This window comes from Vibrio sp. V12_P9A6T4, from assembly GCF_963874835.1.
Lineage (GTDB): Bacteria > Pseudomonadota > Gammaproteobacteria > Enterobacterales > Vibrionaceae > Vibrio > Vibrio anguillarum.
Map to the genome: position 1 here is coordinate 1 of NZ_CAWNJO010000072.1, position 22,295 is coordinate 22,295.

Sequence of the window (22,295 nt, forward strand, 5' to 3'; positions counted from 1 at the left end):
ATGTTATACAGCATTTCAATGGCATGCAACCATACAATAACGCTAAGTCATGAATAAATTAACAAAACCAAAATATTACCGAATACAAGCAACTGATAATTAAAACCTTTAAAAACCGCAATTAACTAATCAGACCAGATAACATTTGAGCATCTATTGATATTAATGATATGATCCGCCCCCTTTCTTTTTCTGGCCCTTGAAGAATCAAATATATGACTGATTTAAATGAAAAAAAAGCCATGCTACATTGCTTATCAGTCTACTTACCGCTGATCGGAATTCGTGAGATAAAATTAGACATCTCTAATGAAACGCCATCCAATGCAATTGATTCAATAATAAAAGATTTAAAAGGAAGAAATTATTTAGTCACTGCTAATAAAGCGAAGTCTTTTACTGGAATTACTAAAATAAAGAAACCGATTATTTTATTTAACAAAAATAATCACCCATTTATTTTAGCTAAAGTTGAACAGAATAAATGTTTAATTCATCCATGTGATTCAGATACCCCAAAAGTAGTAGATACAAGCTATTTAAAACAGAATTGGAATGGAAAAACGCTAGATATCAAAAAAAAGCAATCCTCTTTTGATATTCGTTGGTTCTTACCTGAATTATCGCAACATAAACATTTAATCGCTGAGATTGTTTTATTCTCTTTCGTACTGCAAGTTATTGCACTTATTACACCGCTATTTTTCCAAGTCGTGATGGACAAAGTATTAGTGCATCAAGCCCACTCGACACTCGATGTTTTAGTGTTCGTCTTAGTTATTTCTGGAATAGCTGAGGTATTGCTACGCGGTTTACGCGAATATCAATATGCTCATACCGCTAACCGCATTGATATTAAGCTTGGCATTAAATTGGTTCACCATCTGTTTGGTTTACCACTGCTGTTTTTCAAATCAAGGCAAGTTGGGGCGATTGTGACTCGGGTAAGAGAGCTCGATACCATACGCGAGTTCATCACAGGTTCGATGTTTACCCTCACGATTGATCTCGTTTTTCTCGTGATCTTTTTCTATGTGATGAGCTTACTTTCTGGCGGGCTAACCTTATTGGTATTGGCCACACTGCCGTGTTATCTCTTTTTGGCTTGGTGGCTAACCCCAAGGCTGCAACAAGCGATTGAACAACAATTTACCCATATGGCGCACAACACTTCGTTTCTAACTGAAACCGTCGCGGGGAGTGATACCATTAAAAGCTTAGCGACTGAACCTCGCTTTATTCGACGTTGGGATACTCAAACCGAACAGATGATATCGAGCAACTATGTGGTTCAGCAGTGGAATAACCGCTCTAGCCACGCAGTGCAGTTCATCCAAAAAATAGCGAGCGTCTTTCTACTATGGATTGGCGCATCAGAAGTGCTCGCGTTACAAATGACCATAGGTCAACTGATCGCTTTTAACATGCTCGCCAGTCATGTTGCACAAACTCTTGCCCGGCTCGTCGAGCTGTGGGGGCAATTTATACAAGCGCAAATTGCAGTCGATAAACTTTCCGACCTACTCAATTTGCCCACCGAGCAGCAGCAAGCCAGCCATCCTCTACAGCTGCAAGGTGCGATCACTCTCAATCAGGTGAGTTTCCGTTATCAACCCGATTTACCGCTGACCATCAATCAGCTTTCACTCAATATCCAAGCGGGTGAGAAAATTGGTGTGGTCGGTGGCTCGGGGTCGGGAAAAAGCACCTTGGCTCGGCTTTTACTCAAGCTGTACAGCCCTGAATCAGGCCAAATCATGTTCGATAACACCCCACTCAAACAGATCAGTGTTCATGAATTGCGTCGCCAGTTGGGGGTGGTATCACAAGAGAACTTTCTCTTTAGTAAAAGTGTTAGTGACAACATTGCCCATTCAAAGCCACAAGCCAGTTTGGATGAGATTGTGCACGCGGCAAAATTAGCGGGCGCTCATGAGTTTATTTTAAAGCTGCCACTGGGTTACGACACGATTTTAGCCGAAGGGGGGCAGTCACTTTCAGGCGGACAACGACAACGTTTAGCCATTGCCCGCACACTGCTTGCAGACCCTAAGATTTTAATTCTTGATGAAGCCACCAGCGCTTTAGATGATGAATCACAAGCCATCATTCAAACCAATATGGAGCAAATTGCCGTCGGGCGTACCGTTATTACCATTGCACACCGCCTCTCTACGGTAAGAGAGTGTGACCGGATTATCGTGCTGGAAAAAGGCGAGATTGCAGAGCAAGGCACGCATCTACAACTTCTCGCAGAGCAAGGCAAATATTTCCAGCTGTGGCAACTGCAACGAGCATTAAAACAAGAGGATGAGCGAGTATGATCTCTCAGTTAAAGAAGCTTCGCTCTAAGCGCCCGAAAACGAACGGCTATTTTGAGTTTTTACCCGGCCATCTTGCTCTACAGCAGAGCCCACCCTCTCCGTTTGCTCGCATCACCGCCATCACGCTAAGTGTAGGGTTACTGCTCACCTTACTTTGGACCTATTGGGGGAAATTGGATATCCAAGCGACCGCAAACGGGCGGCTGTTAGTCCCTGGGCGCTCGCAAGTGATTCAGTCTTACGAACAAAGCCGAGTAGCACAAATCCATATAGCAGACGGCGAACGTGTCGAAAAAGGGATGCCCTTACTGACTCTGGACACGTTAGGCGTTAGCCAAGATATTGAACGTTTGCGTCATCAAATACGCTATCAAACCCATGAATTTCTCAAGTATCAAGCGTTGCGTGGTAAGGCTGATCTAGCTCAACATCCCCTGTATTTGGCATTGGCACCTTCGGCGCAGCAAGAGGTCATTGACAGCTTTGATACTGAAAAGAACGAATTCACATCGGTGTTGGAAAACTTGCGTGCTGAAATGCAGGTCAATCTTGCTTCCCAGTCCTCACTTGAGGTCGATATCAGAGGCTTAAAGCAGTTAGTGAGTAATATTACTCAGCGCCTTGATGCTCAAAAAAAGCTCAAACAACAGCGTTTGATCGGTCAAGTGCAGTATCTGGAGCAGGAAAAAGAGTTATTAGAATCCGAACGAGCGTTAGCCCAGCAAACATCACAACAGCACGTGCTGCAAAAGCAATATCTCAACCTAGAAGAGCGTTTAAAAGCGCTGCGTGCGCAAAAAGCCAGAGAGTGGCAAGACAAAAGTCAGCAAGCACACCTACAACTCTCAGCGCTGCAACATGAACTGGACAAAGTACGCGAACATGAAGGATTACAAGTGGTTCGCTCTCCTGTCACTGGCACTGTGCAGCAATTGAGTGTTCACACCCTTGGAGCGGTCTTACAACCAGCACAAAATTTGATGATTATTGTGCCTGACGATTCGGTACAAGTCGCCGAAGTTAAAATTCTCAATAAAGACATTGGCTTTATTTATGCTGGCCAACCCGTGACGTTGAAAATTGATGCCTTTCCCTATACGCGTTACGGCACCTTGTCGGCAACATTGGTACACGTCTCTAGAGACTCGACAATGGATGAGCAACTTGGGTTGGTTTTTCCCGCTCAAGTGCAATTGTTAAACCATACAATTGAAGTCGATGGTACCTCTGTTGCCTTATTGCCCGGTATGTCTGTCGTGGCTGAGATTAAAACCGACCAACGTCGGATCATCGATTATCTACTCAGCCCAATCCGAGAATATCAAGCTGAAGCATTGCGAGAAAAATAGAGTGGATACCTTAACCAACACCGTCTCAACGGTTCATGATCAAGAAAGCCATGGCGCATTAGCGGCCCTCTCGTTTGCCAGCCTTTCATTTGATAAGAAAGTCACGCCATCACAACTGATTCATACACTAGGCGTTGCCGAAAATGAGCTCAGTGCTCTCGACATTCAGCGAGCCGCTCAATCTATTGGTCTGAAAAGCCGAATGATCACCGTCAGAGGAAGCGAGCCGATCCCGCTACCTGCATTGATCAAAATCCGTCAGCAATGGCATGTCATTCATGCGCTAAACGAGTATGGTTGGACCTTGTACGATCCCATTAAACAGCGCTATTTCGAGTTTCCGTTGGCGCAAGGATCGTCAAGTTCCTGTTATGAGGTCTTATTACTGATTGAGCAGAGTATAGAGCCAAGCGATGTCGCTTTTGGCCTCCGCTGGTTTATGCCTTCGGTACTCCGTCAGTCAAAACAGCTACGTGATGTGTTTCTGTATTCGATTGTGCTGCAACTGTTTGCCCTGTTTGGTCCCAAACTTTTTGAAACCGTTATTGATAAGGTTCTTGTGGGGCGAAGTTTGTCGAGTTTGCACGTTTTAGCGCTGGCTATGCTTGCGCTGGCCATTGCTGAACCTCTTTACAGTTATTTGCGCAATACGGTTTTTGGTCATCTTTCTAGTCAAGTCAATGCAGAGCTATCGGGGCGGTTGTATCGGCATTTGATTAATCTTCCATTAAGTTATTTCAAGCAGCGTCAAACGGGGCAAATCATCGCCCGCGTACGGGAAATGGCGCAAATACGTCAGTTTTTGACGGGCTCAACCTTAATGCTGCTCTTGGATCTCATTTTTATCACCCTCTTTATTGGTGTGATGTTTCATTATGCGCCAGCGCTCACAGGGCTGATTATCGGTTCATTAGTGATTTACTTTCTGCTGTGGTTAGGTATTGGACCTTGGGTTCGTCACAAGGTAACGACAGAGTATGACGCAGAAGCAGAGACAACCACCTTCCTGACTGAATCTATAACGGGTATCGAAACAATCAAGACAACCGCAACGGAAGCTCGATTTTTAGAACGGTGGCAGCAAATACTCAGTCGACAAATTGAATGCGCGTTTTCAGCCCAAAAAGCCAGTTTAATTGCTGGGCAATTGATTGCCTTAGTGCAGAAAATAGCCGCTGCCATTTTACTTTGGTGGGGAGTCAACTTAGTACTCAATGGGCAGCTCACTCCCGGTGAATTGGTTGCCTTCAATATGCTAGCAGGGCATGTTACTCAACCCGTTTTGCGACTTGCGCAAGTGTGGCAAGATTTCCAGCACACCTTAGTAGCCTTGCGTCGCGTTGGCGACATTCTTAACGAACCGGCTGAAAATAGTAAAGATGGCCTTGCTTCCATCCCTTCTGTTCAAGGAGGCATTGAGTTTAAAAATGTTCGCTTCCGTTATCATATCGATGCACCGGAAGTCTTAGCGAATCTCTCGTTGACCATCGCTCCGGGGCAATTTATTGGTATTACTGGGCCTTCCGGATCTGGAAAAAGTACATTAACGAAACTGCTACAGCGTCTTTATGTACCTTTGCATGGGCAAGTCTTAGTCGATGGTATGGATCTCGCCATTGCAGATCCGGTCTCGTTAAGGCGCAGCATGAGTGTGGTGCTGCAAGAAAGCATGCTATTTGCAGGCAGCGTTGCCGACAATATTCGTCTTTGTAAACCCGATGCAAGCGATGCAGAGCTGATAAACGTTGCAAAGCTTGCTGGTGCGTTAAGCTTTATTGAAGCGCTGCCACAAGGGTTTGAACAACAAGTAGGAGAAAGAGGTGCCAACTTATCTGGCGGGCAACGTCAACGCATTGCACTGGCTCGCGCATTGTTAGTTAACCCAAAAATCTTACTGCTTGATGAAGCGACTTCAGCGCTCGATTATCAGTCAGAGGCGGCCATCATGAGCAACATGGAAACCATTTGCCATGATCGAACGGTGATCAGTATTGCACATCGGTTATCGACGATTCGTCATGCCGATAACATTATCGTCATCGAAGATGGGCAAGTGGCCGAGCAAGGTACTCACGAAGCGTTGCTCGCACGTGCAGGACTTTACGCACGTTTATGGAAACAACAAGTCAGTGGTTAACTTTCTCTCCTTCAAATGGGTTAGGTATAAAAAATCTCCCCAGAAATTACTGGGTCTTAAACTTACTCACTAAATTATTCAGATCATCAGCTGAACTCGCGAGATTTTGTGAGTTAAGTAGAGCTCGGCTCGATACATCATCAACTTTCTGAGTATCTTCTTGTACTTGATGAATATTACGATTAATTTCTTCTGCGACTAGGTGCTGCTCTTCGGCAGCCGTTGCGATTTGAGTATTCATATCGTGAATCGACAATACTGACTGATAGATGCCAGTAAAGCTATCGTTGACCGACTCAGTCGTTGTCACGGTTTTCCGTGACGCATTTAAACTCACGGTCATCTGTTCTGCGACTTCTTTGGTCCTATTTTGCAAACGTACCACTAAGCCGTTGATTTCTTCGGTTGAATCTTGCGTACGTTTTGCGAGCGCACGAACCTCATCCGCAACAACAGCAAAACCTCTTCCCTGCTCCCCTGCACGAGCCGCTTCAATCGCAGCGTTTAAAGCCAACAGGTTGGTCTGTTCAGCAATGCCGCGAATGGTATCTAAAATTGCAGTAATACCTTGGCTATCATTTTCTAACTCTTGAATCGTGGTTGAAGACGTTGAAATATAATCAGCTAACTGATTGACACTAGAAACCGCGGTGTGGATATTTTGCTGGCCTTGACTCACTAATTGCTGACTGTCATCAGCAGCCTGAGCTGCCGAGCTGCATAGCGTTGCTACTTCATTGGCAGTAGACACCATTTCATTAAACGCCGTTGATACCATCTCAACCGCTTGTTTCTGTCGTTGAGAAACGGCTGACAAGTCTTCCGATATTGTTGCCGCTCTTTGCGCCGATTCCCCCATTTGTTCTCCAGCATGGCCTATTTGCTGCACAAGTAATCGAATGGCTTTCAAAAATGCGTTGAAATACACAGCTAATTGACCCGTTTCATCGTTCGAACGAATGACCAATTCCTTGGTTAAATCACCTTCCCCTTCAGCTATCTCTTGTAAGCCGTTTGAAACTAAACTAAGCGGCTTGGCGATCAACCCCGCCAAAAAAAGTGCGCCAATGATGAAAATCACTGTCAACACAAAAACAATCGCTAAAATGTATTTGATCAAGCTATTGCTTTCTGCCATAACTTCTTCGGTAGTAATCAGACCAACGAACTTCCAACCTAACTTTTCAGAATTCATGACATTAGCCATATATTCCACACCGCCAATTTCTACATTGATAAAACCAGAGGATGTTTGACCTATCGTTTTGTATGCAGCAGCTAAGGAGTCAAGGGGTTGAAAATTGTTCTCTGGGTACTTAGCATCCACCAAGACGTTACCGCTATCCTCAACCATCATAATGTATCCGGTTTCGCCTAGTTTTATCTTCTTCACGATATCCGTCAGTGTTTTTAGCGAAACATCAATCGCAACCACCCCAGCATTTTGGGTACCAGCAGCATTAAAGGACAAAACATTGCTCACAATCGTGGCGTCATCAGGCTCCCAATAATAGGCTTGAGTGCGTTTTATCTCGCCTGGGCTAGACATCGCCGTTTTGTACCACGGGCGAGCTCTAGGATCATAATTGTCTGACGCCTTACCCGTCGGCCATTGTATATATCCGCCCTCTTTGGTTCCCATGTAAACGTACGAATAACCTTTGTGCGCCTCACCCATAAGGTAAAGCGCTTCATAAATTCCACGCTCCACCATTCCATTGCTATCTGGGGTCATCGGTTCAGCTATTTTGTCGATATAACGGGTAATGGAACTGTCCACTTTTTGCAACGCGGGTGAGTTGGCTAACATTTTCACATTTTGTTCAATGCCAGAAAAATAGATGGCGATGGCATTATCAACCTGACTCATTTCTCCATGACTTTGTTCAATAAAATCACTAACGGCTTGTGAACGTAAATTCGTCACCATTACCGTTGAAACAATAGCAACAGGGATAATGGTCGCCGAAATCAAGCTGAGCAACAGTTTAGATTTTATTTTCATTGTTATTACGCCTTATCTCTGTATTTGACAGCAGCTCATTTCTTTTAGTTACCTACACTAAAAACTTAGTTAATAGCGATAAAGATGCAATGTCACTAAAGCATTATTTCTAAAATAGGTGCTTATAAATGGTTGAATACGATGAAAGCGAAAGAATAAACTGCCATAAGTAAGCAGCACTGCATACAATCACTGCAAGGTAAAAAGGAGAAAACGATGGATAAACGACACAAAACTGTGATTATTGCTGGCGCTTCCGGTCTCGTTGGGCAGCATGCTTTAGCCATCATGCTAGAAGAGCAAGCCGTCTCTCAAATCTATTCTTTAGTCAGAAAAAGCACCGAAATCCAACACCCAAAGTTGCAAGAAATCATTCATCCGCAGTTGCAAATCACGCACTGGGATGAAAGTTTTGTCCCTCCCCAGCTTGGTCTCATCGCACTAGGGACTACCCGTAAGCAAGCGGGTTCAAAGCAGGGGCTGGAGAAAGTAGACTATGAGTTGGTTTGTCAAGTTGCTCAAACAATGAAGACATTGGGTGTCAAGCGCATTGCCATCGTTTCGAGCTTAGGTGCCAAAGCTCGCTCTCGATCTCATTACTTACAATGCAAAGGGAGAATGGAAGAAACCATTCGCCGAATGGGTTTTGAACAAGTGACCTTCGTCAGGCCTGGACCTCTAACTGGCATTCGGAAAAACAAGCGAACGGATGAAAAATGGGTACGAGTGATTCTGACTCTATTGCACCCTCTGCTACTAGGGCGCTTACGCAATTTTATCCCCATTTCCGCGCAAGATGTTGCAAGCGCTATGCTCTATTGCCTCTTTCAGATACAACCACACGCCATAGATATTTTGCACTCTAGCGACATGCTTGCCTTGCTCAAGAAGTATCAATGACTTGCTTAAATAACTCACCGATCGGTTCATTTACCAGCACAATAGAAAGATTGATAACCATTTGTTCTAAATCATGCTGATTTTGTCTTTGGATTAACCTACGTTAAAAGATATGGTTGCGTTTCATCGCTTTTATTCCCCTTTTACCTAGCATTATCGACTACATCGCTCATCGGCGATCAACGTAATCATGGGTACACAACTTTTAAGGTGTCGCATCATGTCAGTTGCAGCCATTGCCGCACTCGCAGTATTTATTGGCATTCTGTTTTTTCTCTTCGGACAGCAGAAAAAATCTCACACTCTTTCACGCTTAGTGCTACTTGGGTTAATCCTAGGCAGCGCATTTGGCCTTGCTCTACAACTGGTTCTTGGTGAAGGACATGTGGCCATCAAGGAAACATTAGGCTGGGTCAACGTCGTCGGTAACGGTTATGTTGGTTTGCTAAAAATGGTGATTATGCCTTTGGTGCTGGTGTCGATGATCGCTGCGGTTGTGAAGCTCGATAAAGGTGGCTCGCTGGGTAAAATCTCTGGCCTGACCATTTCTATCTTACTGCTGACGACCGCTGTCTCGGCATTGATCGGTATTTTTGTCACCCAAGCTTTTGGTTTAACAGCAGACGGCCTCGTTGAAGGCAGCCGTGAAACGGCGCGTATTGCTGTACTAGAAAGCCGCGCCGCTACTGTGAGTGATTTAACTATTCCTCAAATGCTATTAAGCTTTATTCCGACCAATCCTTTTGCCGACTTAACCGGTGCTCGCTCAACCTCGATCATCGCTGTGGTTATTTTTGGCGTACTAACGGGTATTGCGGCGCGTAAAGTAATGTCAGAGAAAGCCGAGCTAGAAACGCCAATCCGCACCTTTGTCGAAGCGATACAGTCGATTGTGATGCGCCTCGTGAAAATGGTGATGGCACTAACCCCTTACGGTATTGCGGCGTTGATGGCGAAAGTTGTCGCTACATCAAGTGCGGGCGATATTCTGAGTTTGCTCGGTTTTATTGTCGCCTCTTATGTCGCCATTGCATTGATGTTTGTGGTGCACGGTATCTTGGTTTCTTTTGTAGGCGTTAGCCCTAAAGAGTATTTTCAGAAAATTTGGCCAGTGTTGACCTTCGCGTTTACCTCACGTAGCTCAGCGGCAACCATTCCTCTTAATGTAGAAGCGCAAATCACTAAGCTGAACGTACCACCAGCAATTGCCAATCTATCGGCTTCATTCGGTGCCACTATTGGTCAAAACGGCTGCGCTGGTATTTACCCAGCCATGCTCGCAGTGATGGTTGCTCCTACCGTCGGTATTAATCCAATGGACGTGCACTTTATTTTGTCGCTAGTGGCTATTATCGCAATCAGCTCATTTGGTATTGCTGGCGTCGGTGGCGGTGCCACTTTTGCAGCCTTAATCGTGCTACCAGCGATGGGCCTACCAGTGACGATTGCAGCACTGCTTATCTCCATTGAACCCTTGATTGATATGGCCCGCACCGCGTTGAACGTTTCAGGCTCAATGACGGCAGGTACCATTACCAGCCGCTTACTGAACGGTAAACAGGTACAAGTTCAAGAACAGCAAGCCTAGAAAGTATCGAACGTTCTCGTTTTTCTCCAAGCCGGTGCCAATGCGCCGGCTTTTTCATTTCAAATCCTCATCAGAGCATGCTTCGCACATTGCTATGTCACACGGGCAATGGTCTAATAAACCTTAAATTTCAGCGACTGGATACTATCGAATGCGACAAGAGCACCCGCCTACTTTCTTTTTCCTCGACTATGAGACGTGGGGAGTCAACCCTGCGAAAGATCGTCCGAGCCAATTTGCGGGCGTTCGCACCGATATGGATTTTAATATTATTGGCGAACCACTGGTCATCTATTGCCAACCACCAGCGGACTATCTGCCTTCTCCAGAAGCGGCGCTTATTACGGGTATCACTCCACAAAAAGCGGTGGCCCAAGGCTTGCCAGAGCCTGAATTTATCGCCAAAATTCATCAACAACTCGCCACACCCAACACCACCAGTCTTGGTTACAACAGTATTCGTTTTGATGATGAAGTAACGCGTTACACTTGCTATCGTAATTTCATTGATCCGTATGCTTGGAGCTGGCAAAACGGCAATTCACGCTGGGATTTACTTGATGTGATGCGCGCCTGCCATGCGCTACGTCCAGAAGGCATCAACTGGCCCGAAAATGACGAAGGCTTTACCAGTTTTAAGTTGGAGCATCTCTCTGTTGCCAATCGCATCGAACACGCGAATGCCCACGATGCTATGGCCGATGTTATCGCCACCATTGAGCTGGCCAAAAAAGTAAAAGCCGCCCAACCCAAGTTGTTTGATTACTTTTTTAACATGCGCCATAAACGCAAACTCAATGATCTGATTGATATCGTCAACATGACACCTTTAATGCACGTATCGGGTATGTTAGGCCGAGAATGCCAATACACCAGTTGGATCGTGCCGATTGCTTGGCATCCCACCAATCAAAATGCGGTTATTGTGGTGGACCTTGCCAAAAACCCTCAACCCCTGATCGATTTAAGCAGCGAAGAACTGCATCAACGTCTATATACCAAACGCGAAGAGTTGGCAGAAGATGAATTGCCAGTGCCCATCAAATTAGTGCATCTCAATAAATGCCCTATCCTTGCGCCGGCCAAAACATTAACGGCCGAAAATGCAGACCATATCGGGGTCGATAGAAACCTGTGCCTTGAACACTTAGCGCTCATCAAGCAGTACCCAGAGATCAGAGAAAAGCTGATTGGCCTCTACACAATTGAGCGAGAATATAAACACAGTGACGATGTCGATACTCAACTCTACGACGGTTTCTTCTCTCCCGCCGACAAAGCGGCGATGGAGATCATTCGCCAAGCTGACCCAGTCAATCTCGCCGCATTAGACATTAGTTTTAGCGATAAGCGCATCGAACCCTTGCTGTTTCGCTACCGCGCTCGCCATTACCCATTGACATTAAGTGACGAAGAGCAAAGACGTTGGGCAACTCACTGTCGTGATTATTTCGAAAGCCACCTTGAAGAGTACATGCTCAATTTAGAGAACTTAGTTCACACCCACAGCAGTGACGAAAAGAAAATGGCTATTTTAAAATCCGTTTACCGTTATGTCGAAGACATCGCGAGTTAATGTACGAGGTTTTCGCGCTGTCAGGTTTCAAACCAACACGCTGCGATTCCATTTCCGAAAATAGTTTAGGCACAACAAGGCACCGACTTTTATTGTGAATACCATTGCAAAATATTTGGTCTCTATGGGGCTGATTTTCCTTTGCCTGATGGCAGGTATCAATCTTCAACATTGGCTTGGCATCACCATTCCGGGCAGTATTATCGGAATGCTAATTCTGTTTAGTTTATTGGCAAGTGGGCTCGTGCCTGTCGAATGGGTAAAACCCAGTGCCAGTCTTTTTATCCGTTATATGGTTATTTTATTTGTCCCTATCAGTGTCGGATTAATCGAGCATTTTGATTTATTGATGAGTAACGCCATCCCGATTCTTGCCAGCGCGGTGGGCGGTACGCTGATCGTATTAGTTTGTCTGGGTTTAGGGTTGGATCGTTTTTTGAAAAAGGGGAATAAGTGATGTGGTTATTGCTCACGATTGCGGCCTTTTTCCTGACACGTTGGATCAGCAAAAAATGCAAAACGGCCATAATGAATCCGTTACTGCTCAGCCTTGTGATCATCATTCCTATCTTGCTATTTTTTAACATCCCTTATGCCCGTTACTATGCTGATAACCAGTGGCTGAGCTTTCTGTTGCAACCGGCTGTGGTGGCGCTGGCTTATCCTCTCTATGAACAACTGCCTCATATCCGCTCAAATTGGCGCATCATTGCCCTCGCCTGCGGGGTGGGCAGTGCTATGTCAATGCTCACAGCCAGCTTAATTGCTGTTTATCTTCAAACGGATATACATTTAATCGCCAGCCTACTGGGTAAATCAGTTACCACACCGATTGCGATGGAAGTTTCCAGTAACCTCGGTGGGGAGCCAGCCATTGCCGCCGTTTTAGTGGTCATTGTAGGGCTGTTTGGCGCGATTCTCGCCTACCCTATCTATAACCTTCTCAACATCACGCATCCAATTGCTAAAGGCTTAACCATGGGCACCGTATCTCATGCGCTGGGCACAGCAACCTGCGCTGAAAAAGATCCACGTGACGCAGCATTTAGTTCACTTGCATTAGTCGTGTGCGGCGTAATCACATCGATACTTGCTCCAAGTTTTTTTGCTTTTTCAATGTGGTTGTCCACGCTATAGAGTGCCAACAGAAATCAAAGATACGTCTACTCATGGATTTTGATTGTAGACGTGTCTCACTCTAAGGCTGACTGTAATCGATTTCATGTGTGACCTCACTCTAAATGTGAAAACCAAAATTACGTTACATTGCATTACGTGATTTAAATCTCAGTAAAATTTCATTCTTCGCCTAGAATATTCCTCAATACATAGATAAGGACTCATTATGAAAAGCCGTATTGAACAGGCGCTAGCTGATACGCCAAAACCCGTTGCAGAATTTTTGTCGCCCATTCTGCTGTGCGATGATTTTGACGCAACCCTATCACCAGAACAGTTCAACCAACTGCTTTCTCTTTCTGGCTTAGACGATGCGGAATTGCGCGTTGCACTGCTGCCTTTTGCGGCCGCCTATGCTTATGTACCGCTTTCAAACTTTTACGTGGGAGCCATCGTCAGAGGTTTATCGGGCCGTTTGTACTTTGGCGCCAATATGGAGTTTTCCGGTGCACAATTAGGCCAAACCGTACACGCCGAGCAATGTGCCATCAGCCATGCGTGGATGAAAGGTGAACAAGGCGTTGCTGACATTACCATCAACTTCAGCCCTTGTGGGCACTGCCGTCAGTTTATGAATGAGCTTACGACCGCAGACTCGCTTGCCATTCAGCTACCACAGCGTGATGAGAAGTCACTGCAAGAGTACCTACCTGAATCATTTGGTCCTGCCGATTTAGGTGTTGATTCTGGTCTAATGGCAGACGCTAACCACGGCAAAACAACTAGCGAAGATGACCCACTCATTGGCTTAGCTCTTAATGGCCTAAACCGCAGTTACGCACCCTATACCAACAATCTCAGTGGTGTTGCCCTGCAAGTTGAGAATGGTAAAACCTACGTCGGTGCGTATGCTGAAAATGCCGCATTCAACCCAAGCTTACCACCATTGCAAGTTGCTCTTGTTCAGTTAATGATGGATGGCCAACGCTTTGATAATATTGTCGCAGCCGCATTAGTTGAGATGTCTGATGGCAGTATTAGCCATTTAGCCGATACTCAAGCCACCTTGGAAGTAATTAACCCAGACATTCCTCTTTCCTATCTTGTGGTTTAGGCGCTCTAGTGAAAAATCCCCAACGCATGGGGATTTTTTCCTTTTGATGGTGCAGGTTTTACCGCATATCCTTTCCGCCCAACAAATTATCGAACACCTCTTGTTTACTCATCGGCTTGTAAAAATAGAAGCCTTGGATCTCATCAATATTCCAGACTTTGAGTTTGCGCAGTTGCGAAGCAGTTTCAACCCCTTCAGCCACGGTAGTTAAGCCTAGCTCTTGCGACATATTGATAATACTGCGCACCAAGGTTTTGGCTTTGTCATTGGATTCCAATGTGGAAATATAAGACTGGTCTAACTTCACTATATCTAATGGAAAATCACACAATGTACTAAACGAGGAATAGCCCGTACCAAAATCATCAAGCGCCAACTGTATACCGAGTTTTTTTATCGCATCCATGCGTTTGATCGTCTCTTCTTCAGCCCCCAACAACATACTTTCCGTCAATTCGAGCACTAATTGTCCCGGTTCAATTTGATATTTTTCAATCAATACTGATAAGTACCCGACCAATTTTTTACTGTAGAAATGCGGGCTAGAAAGATTGACGTGAATACTTAGCCGTTTACCCAACGAAAATTGCGCCTGCGTTTGCAGTTCGCTAATAAATTGGCAGGCTTGGCCTAGTATCTGCTCTCCCAATTCAATGATCACTTTACGTTGCTCAGCCAAAGGGATAAATACGGTTGGCGAAACCATACCAAGTTGAGGGTGCTTCCAGCGAGCCAGAGCTTCAAAGCCAATGATTTCGGCACTGTCTGCACGAACAATCGGCTGATAGTAAGCAATAATATGGCCATCTTTCACAGCTGAGATGAGATCTCGATTGATCGCTAACGACTTCTGGGCATGAACAAACAATTCTTGTGTCACTGAAACAACCAGGCTGGCTCCAGCTTTCTCTGTTTGTTGAATGGCATAAAAACCACTTTGAACCAAAGTTTCAAAAGAATCGATAGTCAATTGTGAATCAATCACAGCGCCTTCCACACTCAAATCGAGTTCCAAGCCGCCAATGTCAGTCTTCCGCTTGTAACTATCGATAAGCTTAGTGCCTCTGTGAATCAAAAAAGAGGTTGCCCCGTTACCCAGCTCACACACCATAAATTCATATTCACTAATTCGTCCCATTATGGACGTGTTGAAACGGTTTCTAAGCGTAGCCGAAAAATGTTTAACGGCCATATCGTAAGCACTGTGTCCGTACACTTCTGAAATTTCTTTTAGTCTTTTAACCCGTAGGTAGAGCACGGAAAACCCACCACATTCGGTCGGATTGTCAATCAAAGGTTGGACTTGGCTCATCATCGTTGGACGATTAAGTAAACCTGACACTGGGTCACAATGGGTAAGGTCGTAAATAAGCTGCTCTTGCTGCTTTTGCTCGCTGATATCAGTAATCGATAGCATGATAGAGCGATGCCCACGTTGTTCTATCAATGTAGCTTCGATAAGACACTCTAAACGCTGCTGACCCTTTGTAACAACATGTCCCTCAAATTCACGCATCCCTTGTTCTATATTTTGGTAGAGTAATTCACTGCTGCACACCACATCATTTTGTATAATACAAAACTCATCTAAAACCTTTCCAACCAACTCATCTCTAGAATAAGAAAGCATATCCAACAAGGCTTGGTTCACATCGACAATGAAGCGATCAACCACCAGCAACATTCCGAGATTTTGGCTTTGATAGAGTGCATCAAATTTCTGTAACGTCTCTTTAAGCCTATCTTCCGCCAAGGAGGATGAGGCAGCAAGTGAACGGACAAGTTCGGTAATTCGTTCAAACTCATCTTGTTTATCATTCGATTGTGAAGAGAATGCACTCTCTTCAATCAGCTGATTGATCCCACGCTCAAAATTCTCAAACCGTTTGGCTACCTTGCTGCGAAACAGAGCAAAAGTAGCCACGGCGACAAAGCCGGCCGCAATGATGATCGTCAAAATCAAATAATAAAAAGTTTCGTTCCCTTTTTGATAGTAAAGCCGCTGAGCACAGGTTTTTAGATAACCAATAGGTTGCCCTGTCATATCACTGAGTAAGGTGTAATGCGTGATATTATTTTGATCTCTTTCAATACCTTCTTGATTATGACTAACAGGTAAAATCACAGGAGCATCGGTAACTACAATGTCATTTTTAGCGGTTAGTAGGTTCTGATACTGAGAAGGGAAACGGCGGGTTAAGTGCTGTCCCCATAGCATCCACCCCACAACATCAGCCGTACCTTCACTGTTACGCACCGGAGTTAGGCTCACCACCCACACACTATTTTCCACACGGATGAGGCCAGAGCGGCTAGTTTTATCCTCATCAAGTGTGTGATGCATCTGAATTAAATGGTCGCTCACACCTTGTGAGCGTATCAACTGTTCCACTAACGAACAGTTTGTGCCAAGTTCAATATCCCGACATAAGTATTCAACCAATTGCGAGGATTCGGTGATGAAAGCCAAAACGTCTAAACCTAAAGTATCGAGGGAATCAGGATACAAGTTGCGCTCAGCAAATTGAGTGTCGCCATTCAACAGCAACAGATAAGTTTCATCCCAATAAGCCCAATCATAAGAACGCTTTTCTTGCTGTACTAAAAGATCTTGAATGACCGACTGAGCTTGATTGCTATCTCGATGAATCTCAATTGATTCAAGCTCATTCAAACTATATAAAAAAAAGTGGCGAGTAATAAATAAGCTGCTAAGAATGATCCCAACCAACCCGACAGAAAACAACAGAGCAGTTTTCGTGTGTAGAGTAATAAAACGCAAACGTAAGAAAGTTTTCATAGCCATAGGTGTCTTTTTCTTAGTCAATCCCACATAAACTTTAGACTGAAATTACTTCATATTCTTAACGCAGTTTCTCGAATGCTGTTTACTGCACATTAATTGCTATTTCAGCCTTAATTTTGTACAGATATGAGTTCGTTTACTGCGTATTACACGAACCACTCTATCGACAGTACGAACAGGAAATTACTCATCTCTCATCACAAGGGCAAACGTTTGCTTTTATTCTTAATTTTAGTATGATTTTGGCTGTTTTCGCTATTACCTATTGCTTGAATGTAAGGATTCACTATGTTTGGTACTGCTACACGTGAAAATGCCACCCGCGTTTTACTGCTTGGTTCCGGAGAATTGGGCAAAGAGGTGGCAATTGAATGCCAACGCCTTGGTTTAGAAGTGATTGCCTGTGATCGCTACGCCAACGCTCCAGCAATGCAGGTGGCGCATCGTAGCCACGTATTGGATATGCTCGATGGAGATGCGCTACAAGCCATTATCGAACTCGAAAAACCAGACTACGTGGTGCCAGAAATTGAAGCAATTGCCACTCACAAGCTGGTTGAACTGGAAGCGCAAGGCTTAAACGTGGTCCCCACTGCAACGGCCACTCAATTGACGATGAACCGTGAAGGCATTCGCCGTTTAGCCGCAGAAACTCTTGCCTTACCTACCTCTCCTTATCAGTTTGCTGATGACTATAATGATTTTGTACTGGCGATTGAGCATGTCGGTATGCCTTGCGTAGTTAAGCCTGTGATGAGTTCATCAGGTAAAGGCCAAAGTGTGATTAAGACGCAAGAGGATATTAGCCGCGCTTGGGCATACGCTCAAGAAGGTGGCCGCAGTGGAGCTGGGAGAGTGATCGTCGAAGGCTTTATCGATTTCGACTACGAAATTACTCTCTTGACGATTCGAGCAGTGGATGGTGTCCATTTCTGCGCTCCCATTGGCCATCGACAAGAGGAAGGGGATTATCGCGAATCATGGCAACCACAAGTGATGTCGGCTAACGCAATTAAAGCCGCTGAATATGTAGCAGAACAAGTGGTTAATGCACTCGGTGGTTACGGCTTATTTGGTGTTGAACTGTTTGTAAAAGGCGATAATGTTATCTTCAATGAAGTGTCCCCTCGCCCACATGATACGGGAATGGTCACCCTCATTTCGCAAGAGCTGTCTGAATTTGCGTTACACGTGCGCGCGTTCACGGGTATGCCAATCAACAGTATTACCCAATATGGGCCATCGGCATCTGCGGTTATTTTAGGTCAAGGCACCTCCACTAACCTTAGATTTGATGGAATAAATGAAGCACTGTCTATCCCACACACTCAACTTCGTCTGTTTGGTAAACCAGACATTGATGGACGCCGTCGACTTGGGGTTGCTCTGGCGAAAGATAAAGAACTCAAACAGGCTTTGCACAACGCAATTCAATGTGCCAAAAGCGTGCAAGTGATTCTGTAAAAACGCAAAGCGAGCCACTAGGCTCGCTTTCATTTTCTTCACCAACAATACTCGCTGCAGAGCCTTACTCTTTAATCAGTTCACTGACCGTGCTAACCACACTGTCCGCGGCTTTTCTCATTTCATCAATCAGCTTTTGCGTCTCTTCCAGTTTGCTGTTACATGCCGTGACTTGGCCTTGAATTGCCCCCATCATCGATGTCGAGCTGTTGGTCAGTTCGCTATTGAGCTTAACAATATTACCAATTTCATCGGTCGCTTTGGTGGTATTGGAGGCTAATGAGCGCACCTCATCAGCAACCACAGCAAAACCCCGGCCATACTCCCCAGCACGCGCAGCCTCGATAGCGGCATTGAGCGCCAGCAAATTAGTCTGTTCTGCTATGCCTGTAATGGTGGTTACAATTTTGGTGATTTGCTGCGACTGGTTGGCCAATTGCGTCATCGATGTATTCGCCTTAGTGATCGCGTTATCAATCTCTTTAGCAATGGAGGCGGCTTCGGCTAGCGTTCCCGTCCCAAGTTGAGCAATATGTACCGTTTCTTGTGAGGTGTGATGCGCCACTTCTGCTGCATCTTTAATCGCCCGAGCTTGCAGTACTCGTTGCGTGACATCAGTTGCAAACTTAGTCACACCAATCACTTTATGCTTTTCGTTAAAGATGGGGTTATAAGTCGCTTCTAACCAAATTTCATCACCATGTTTTGTAAAACGTTTAAATAATCCCGTTTTAAAATGGCCGCTAGCAAGCGACGCCCAAAAATTCGGGTTCTTTCTATAAAACTCATCGTCACAGAATAGGCGATGTGGTTTACCAACGATTTCTTGTAATTTGTACCCAACACAGGACAGAAAGTTTGGATTCGCCTCCACAACCGTCCCATCGGGAGTGAAAGAAATCACAGCCATTGACTTATCGACAGCTTCAAATACGGCCACTTGCCTATCCAATTTCTCTTTTGCAGCAGTGACATCACTGGCAATCTTCACCACCTTAACCACTTTTCCTTGCTCATCTTTTACTGGGATGTACGTAGCTTCAATCCAGACTTTATTATGGCTTTTAGTTAAACGGCAAAACGTACCCGCATGAGGTTTACCTTGCGCTAAATTTTGCCAAAGTTGACTATATTGAGGCGCATTAACAAATTCACTTTCACAGAACATTCGATGATGCTGGCCCACCACTTCCGATAATGAATAACCCAACACTTGTAAGAATGAGGAGCTGGCAGTCAGAATATGTCCTTGTGGATCAAACTCAATATAAGCCATCGTGCGTTTTATTGAATCAACCACCAGTTCATCACTGCTCTTTTTAGACTGTTGATTGCTGTTTGGCTTCCGACTAAACAAACCCATAGTTTTTCCTTAGTATTAGAGCGGCTGATATAGACGTAATGGCTTGCTCTCATCAAACGCCTAAAACCTACCTATTTATTGTTATATAAGATGTATAAATAAACGATCTAAGCATAGTCTGTTACTTCTCAATTAACCACACGACTTCAGCAAAACGGCTTAATCCTCGTTGACTGATCTTAGGGTGATTTTCATCAGCATCGTCACGAAACAGACACGTCACTTTGCAGTCAGTGAATAACGACTCAACTTCATTTTTGGCGACACAGAATGGAGGGCCCATCATTTCACTTTGAACGTAATCCAGCGTCACAAGCAGCACCCTTCCGCCCTCTTTTAACAGTGAAAGCAAGCGAGTAACGTATTCCTCTCTCATTTCAGGGGGCAGCGCAACTAACGCCGCTCGATCGTAGATAAGCTCAACCGCTTTTAGCGGCGCACTAAAGACATCTCCGGTATAAATCATCAGTTCATCAAACTGATACAGTTCATGCGATCCATTTAAGCGAGTGACCGTTGGCGTATAAAAATGCTCGGCAAAAAAGGAACGAACGGCAATTTCACTCAGCTCTACACCCTGAACCTGTTCATGCTGGGAAGCGAGCCATATCAAATCTTCACTTTTTCCGCACAATGGTACAAATACACTTTCATTTCGTTGAGGTGAGAGTTGAGGCCAATATTCGATCAACAATGGGTTCACATCTTCTAAGTGAAATCCTATTTGGTTGGAGGCCCATTTCTTGTGCCAAAATTCGGGATCTTTCATTATCTTCGTGCTCTACGATTAAAATCTACAACCAGACAAAGTACATGCTACTGACTAATAAGTGAATCCCCAACGGGTTAAACAAACAGCACAAAGACAGATAAAGATGTTCATATTTGGTTCATCCTCATTAGATACACTTGGTAACACATCAAATTGAACAGATAGCCTGGCGAGGCGTCTGAAGATAAGACCTGTGATAAAGCGCAAAATTATGGATTAATTGTTCCACGAGCTATTGAGTTCACTTTCTTCATCCCAAGATCTCATAGCAAGCGACTCTGGTTATCACGTGTTTAGGTCTATTTTGGTTTCACCTTTTACCTAGACTAAGTTAAGGAGAATGAATGAGCCTATTTTTACGTACTACGGCACTGATGCTTTTAGTACTAAGCAGAGCCCCTGCCTTTGCAGCCGTTCCGTTCAATTCAGAAAGTGATGCCAAAGTTGGTGAATCGAAAAATCAACTCTCATCTAAACTGTTCAAGCATAGTTTAAGCGGTTTATATGGCATCCAGTCCACCAACAACCAGCCTTTGCAACCCTACAACGATTTTGAAATTCTCTACAGTAAAGCTCACCAAGCTCAACGTGAACTTGAAACATTGTGCAGAAGTACTGCTTTACTAACATCAACAGAGGCTCACTTTTCTGGCGTGAAATCACGTGACCGAGCATTAAACAAAATAGAACATGAATTAGGTGGGCGAGCTGATAGGATCACAGATTTAGCCAGAACAACCCTGGTGGCAAATGATGTACCAAGCTTAGTCGAGGCTTATGAGGTATTAAGCCGAGAAGCCAGTATCGTAAAAGTAAAGAACCGCTTTAAATCGCCTGCCGCATCAGGCTATCGTGATTTAAACTTACTGGTTCAACTTCCTAAAACCAACATCATTGCAGAAGTACAATTACATCTTAAAGCCATTGCCGATGTGAAAAATGGCCCCGAGCATCGTTTCTATGAACAGATCCAGAAGTTTGAACGTGTCGCCGCATTAGAGAAGCGAGCGTTACATGATATTGAAAAGGCGCAAATTAACCAGTTTCGTCGCCAATCTATCGAGCTCTACCAAAACGCCTGGCAGCCGTATATCACCACTCATATTCAAGCAGCCTAATACGTTCAGAACCCTTAACTCACCATAAACAGAAGTAAAAATCCGCCTTCTTAGAAGGCGGCTTTGGTTTATAGCCCCCTATAAGGGGGCATCCCTGCGCTGCTAGTTTATCTTCAACTCTAACTGCGCCTCATATTCTTGATCTTTCTTGTCTTGGTGCCTTACGTAACGCCTGATGATTTCTTCATTCACACCAACTGTGTCAACAAAGTATCCCCTTGCCCAAAAATGATTACCCCACAGTTTCTTTCTTATATGTGGGAACTTGTTAAACAAGCGGATTGCTGAACGCCCTTTCAATACTCCCATCAACGTTGATATCGAAACTTTTGGTGGAACTATCACAACCAAGTGAACGCGATCCGGCTGAACATTTAATTCCAAGACTTCACAATCTTTCATATTGCACAAAATATAGATTGAGCGATAAAGCTCTTTACCTACATTCCCTTTCAAGATCTTAAATCTGTATTTCGGTGTCCAAACTATGTGGTATTTGCAACGCCAATATACATGTGATGAACTTCTATAATCGCCCATGTTTTTAGTTTCCTCTTACTTGTGGTGAATAAGAGGTTTACTTCTAGCATGGGCACTCCTTCGGGCAATAGCCCCAAGGTTGAATCACCACCGCCCAAGGCGGTGGTTTAGGGATGACAA

General features: G+C 44.6%; 16 protein-coding genes. 11 read left to right on the forward strand and 5 right to left on the reverse strand.

All coding sequences use genetic code 11. From position 1 onward, the window contains the following. The first annotated feature begins 215 nt into the window (after positions 1 to 215). The 3 genes from AACQ42_RS12240 to AACQ42_RS12250 are packed head-to-tail and all read left to right on the forward strand — an operon-like array spanning position 216 to position 5,810. Complete coding sequence (locus AACQ42_RS12240) at positions 216 to 2,324, forward strand: peptidase domain-containing ABC transporter (protein ID WP_094166417.1); 2,109 nt, start codon at positions 216 to 218, stop codon at positions 2,322 to 2,324. Next, positions 2,321 to 3,673: an HlyD family type I secretion periplasmic adaptor subunit gene (locus AACQ42_RS12245; RefSeq protein WP_017049398.1), complete on the forward strand. Its 1,353-nt coding sequence runs from the start codon at positions 2,321 to 2,323 to the stop codon at positions 3,671 to 3,673. The genes AACQ42_RS12240 and AACQ42_RS12245 overlap by 4 nt, the downstream gene beginning before the upstream one ends. Position 3,674: 1 nt before the next feature. Next, a complete protein-coding gene (locus AACQ42_RS12250) occupies positions 3,675 to 5,810 on the forward strand; it encodes a type I secretion system permease/ATPase (protein ID WP_094166418.1) in 2,136 nt (711 codons plus the stop codon). Between the two features lie 46 nt (positions 5,811 to 5,856). Here the strand turns inward: AACQ42_RS12250 and AACQ42_RS12255 are convergent, their stop codons facing one another. Continuing rightward, the gene (locus tag AACQ42_RS12255) at positions 5,857 to 7,815 is read right to left on the reverse strand and encodes a methyl-accepting chemotaxis protein (protein WP_094166419.1); all 1,959 of its coding nucleotides are present in this window, start codon (positions 7,813 to 7,815) and stop codon (positions 5,857 to 5,859) included. A gap of 216 nt (positions 7,816 to 8,031) precedes the next feature. On the opposite strand from AACQ42_RS12255, the gene AACQ42_RS12260 reads away from it, so the two are divergent. The 6 genes from AACQ42_RS12260 to cdd all read left to right on the forward strand — a co-directional run bounded on the left by AACQ42_RS12260 (position 8,032) and on the right by cdd (position 14,112). Next, positions 8,032 to 8,715, forward strand: coding sequence for an NAD(P)H-binding protein (locus AACQ42_RS12260; protein ID WP_013856632.1), 684 nt, complete (start codon positions 8,032 to 8,034; stop codon positions 8,713 to 8,715). Positions 8,716 to 8,935: 220 nt separating this feature from the next. Next, positions 8,936 to 10,303: an L-cystine transporter gene (locus tag AACQ42_RS12265; protein ID WP_094166420.1), complete on the forward strand. Its 1,368-nt coding sequence runs from the start codon at positions 8,936 to 8,938 to the stop codon at positions 10,301 to 10,303. Between the two features lie 151 nt (positions 10,304 to 10,454). Next, positions 10,455 to 11,879, forward strand: coding sequence for an exodeoxyribonuclease I (sbcB, locus tag AACQ42_RS12270; RefSeq protein ID WP_094166421.1), 1,425 nt, complete (start codon positions 10,455 to 10,457; stop codon positions 11,877 to 11,879). A gap of 124 nt (positions 11,880 to 12,003) precedes the next feature. After that, a complete protein-coding gene (locus tag AACQ42_RS12275; protein ID WP_033197434.1) occupies positions 12,004 to 12,336 on the forward strand; it encodes a CidA/LrgA family protein in 333 nt (110 codons plus the stop codon). Continuing rightward, complete coding sequence (locus AACQ42_RS12280; protein ID WP_094166422.1) at positions 12,336 to 13,016, forward strand: LrgB family protein; 681 nt, start codon at positions 12,336 to 12,338, stop codon at positions 13,014 to 13,016. The genes AACQ42_RS12275 and AACQ42_RS12280 overlap by 1 nt, the downstream gene beginning before the upstream one ends. A 208-nt stretch (positions 13,017 to 13,224) precedes the next feature. Further along, positions 13,225 to 14,112 (forward strand): cytidine deaminase, encoded by an 888-nt coding sequence (gene cdd, locus AACQ42_RS12285; protein WP_017047013.1) that lies wholly within the window; start codon positions 13,225 to 13,227, stop codon positions 14,110 to 14,112. A 58-nt stretch (positions 14,113 to 14,170) separates the two neighbouring features. Here the strand turns inward: cdd and AACQ42_RS12290 are convergent, their stop codons facing one another. Then, a complete protein-coding gene (locus AACQ42_RS12290; protein ID WP_234828654.1) occupies positions 14,171 to 16,918 on the reverse strand; it encodes a bifunctional diguanylate cyclase/phosphodiesterase in 2,748 nt (915 codons plus the stop codon). A 288-nt stretch (positions 16,919 to 17,206) separates the two neighbouring features. Between AACQ42_RS12290 and purT the strand changes: the two genes are divergently transcribed. Beyond that, positions 17,207 to 18,382: a formate-dependent phosphoribosylglycinamide formyltransferase gene (gene purT / locus AACQ42_RS12295; protein ID WP_017047011.1), complete on the forward strand. Its 1,176-nt coding sequence runs from the start codon at positions 17,207 to 17,209 to the stop codon at positions 18,380 to 18,382. A 64-nt stretch (positions 18,383 to 18,446) separates the two neighbouring features. Here the strand turns inward: purT and AACQ42_RS12300 are convergent, their stop codons facing one another. Together AACQ42_RS12300 and AACQ42_RS12305 are read right to left on the reverse strand one after the other, a co-directional pair. Beyond that, entirely contained in the window at positions 18,447 to 19,745 is a 1,299-nt protein-coding gene (locus tag AACQ42_RS12300) for a methyl-accepting chemotaxis protein (RefSeq protein WP_094166424.1), read from the reverse strand. Positions 19,746 to 19,866: 121 nt separating this feature from the next. Next, positions 19,867 to 20,514 (reverse strand): thiopurine S-methyltransferase, encoded by a 648-nt coding sequence (locus tag AACQ42_RS12305; protein ID WP_094166425.1) that lies wholly within the window; start codon positions 20,512 to 20,514, stop codon positions 19,867 to 19,869. Between the two features lie 347 nt (positions 20,515 to 20,861). Here AACQ42_RS12305 and AACQ42_RS12310 point away from each other — a divergent pair, with 347 nt between their 5' ends. Then, entirely contained in the window at positions 20,862 to 21,635 is a 774-nt protein-coding gene (locus AACQ42_RS12310; protein ID WP_017044056.1) for a RelA/SpoT domain-containing protein, read from the forward strand. Positions 21,636 to 21,737: 102 nt separating this feature from the next. Here the strand turns inward: AACQ42_RS12310 and tnpA are convergent, their stop codons facing one another. After that, the gene (tnpA, locus tag AACQ42_RS12315; RefSeq protein WP_094166426.1) at positions 21,738 to 22,175 is read right to left on the reverse strand and encodes an IS200/IS605 family transposase; all 438 of its coding nucleotides are present in this window, start codon (positions 22,173 to 22,175) and stop codon (positions 21,738 to 21,740) included. Positions 22,176 to 22,295 lie beyond the last annotated feature (120 nt).

What these genes read in the sequence shown, in the direction of transcription:
- purT (WP_017047011.1), top strand. Translation starts at nt 17,207, where the DNA reads ATGTTTGGTACTGCTACACGTGAAAATGCCACCCGCGTTTTACTGCTT.
- cdd (WP_017047013.1), top strand. Translation starts at nt 13,225, where the DNA reads ATGAAAAGCCGTATTGAACAGGCGCTAGCTGATACGCCAAAACCCGTT.
- AACQ42_RS12290 (WP_234828654.1), bottom strand. Translation starts at nt 16,918, where the DNA reads ATGGCTATGAAAACTTTCTTACGTTTGCGTTTTATTACTCTACACACG.
- AACQ42_RS12310 (WP_017044056.1), top strand. Translation starts at nt 20,862, where the DNA reads ATGAGCCTATTTTTACGTACTACGGCACTGATGCTTTTAGTACTAAGC.
- tnpA (WP_094166426.1), bottom strand. Translation starts at nt 22,175, where the DNA reads ATGGGCGATTATAGAAGTTCATCACATGTATATTGGCGTTGCAAATAC.
- AACQ42_RS12275 (WP_033197434.1), top strand. Translation starts at nt 12,004, where the DNA reads ATGGGGCTGATTTTCCTTTGCCTGATGGCAGGTATCAATCTTCAACAT.
- AACQ42_RS12255 (WP_094166419.1), bottom strand. Translation starts at nt 7,815, where the DNA reads ATGAAAATAAAATCTAAACTGTTGCTCAGCTTGATTTCGGCGACCATT.
- sbcB (WP_094166421.1), top strand. Translation starts at nt 10,455, where the DNA reads ATGCGACAAGAGCACCCGCCTACTTTCTTTTTCCTCGACTATGAGACG.
- AACQ42_RS12260 (WP_013856632.1), top strand. Translation starts at nt 8,032, where the DNA reads ATGGATAAACGACACAAAACTGTGATTATTGCTGGCGCTTCCGGTCTC.
- AACQ42_RS12300 (WP_094166424.1), bottom strand. Translation starts at nt 19,745, where the DNA reads ATGGGTTTGTTTAGTCGGAAGCCAAACAGCAATCAACAGTCTAAAAAG.
- AACQ42_RS12240 (WP_094166417.1), top strand. Translation starts at nt 216, where the DNA reads ATGACTGATTTAAATGAAAAAAAAGCCATGCTACATTGCTTATCAGTC.
- AACQ42_RS12245 (WP_017049398.1), top strand. Translation starts at nt 2,321, where the DNA reads ATGATCTCTCAGTTAAAGAAGCTTCGCTCTAAGCGCCCGAAAACGAAC.
- AACQ42_RS12305 (WP_094166425.1), bottom strand. Translation starts at nt 20,514, where the DNA reads ATGAAAGATCCCGAATTTTGGCACAAGAAATGGGCCTCCAACCAAATA.
- AACQ42_RS12280 (WP_094166422.1), top strand. Translation starts at nt 12,336, where the DNA reads ATGTGGTTATTGCTCACGATTGCGGCCTTTTTCCTGACACGTTGGATC.
- AACQ42_RS12265 (WP_094166420.1), top strand. Translation starts at nt 8,936, where the DNA reads ATGTCAGTTGCAGCCATTGCCGCACTCGCAGTATTTATTGGCATTCTG.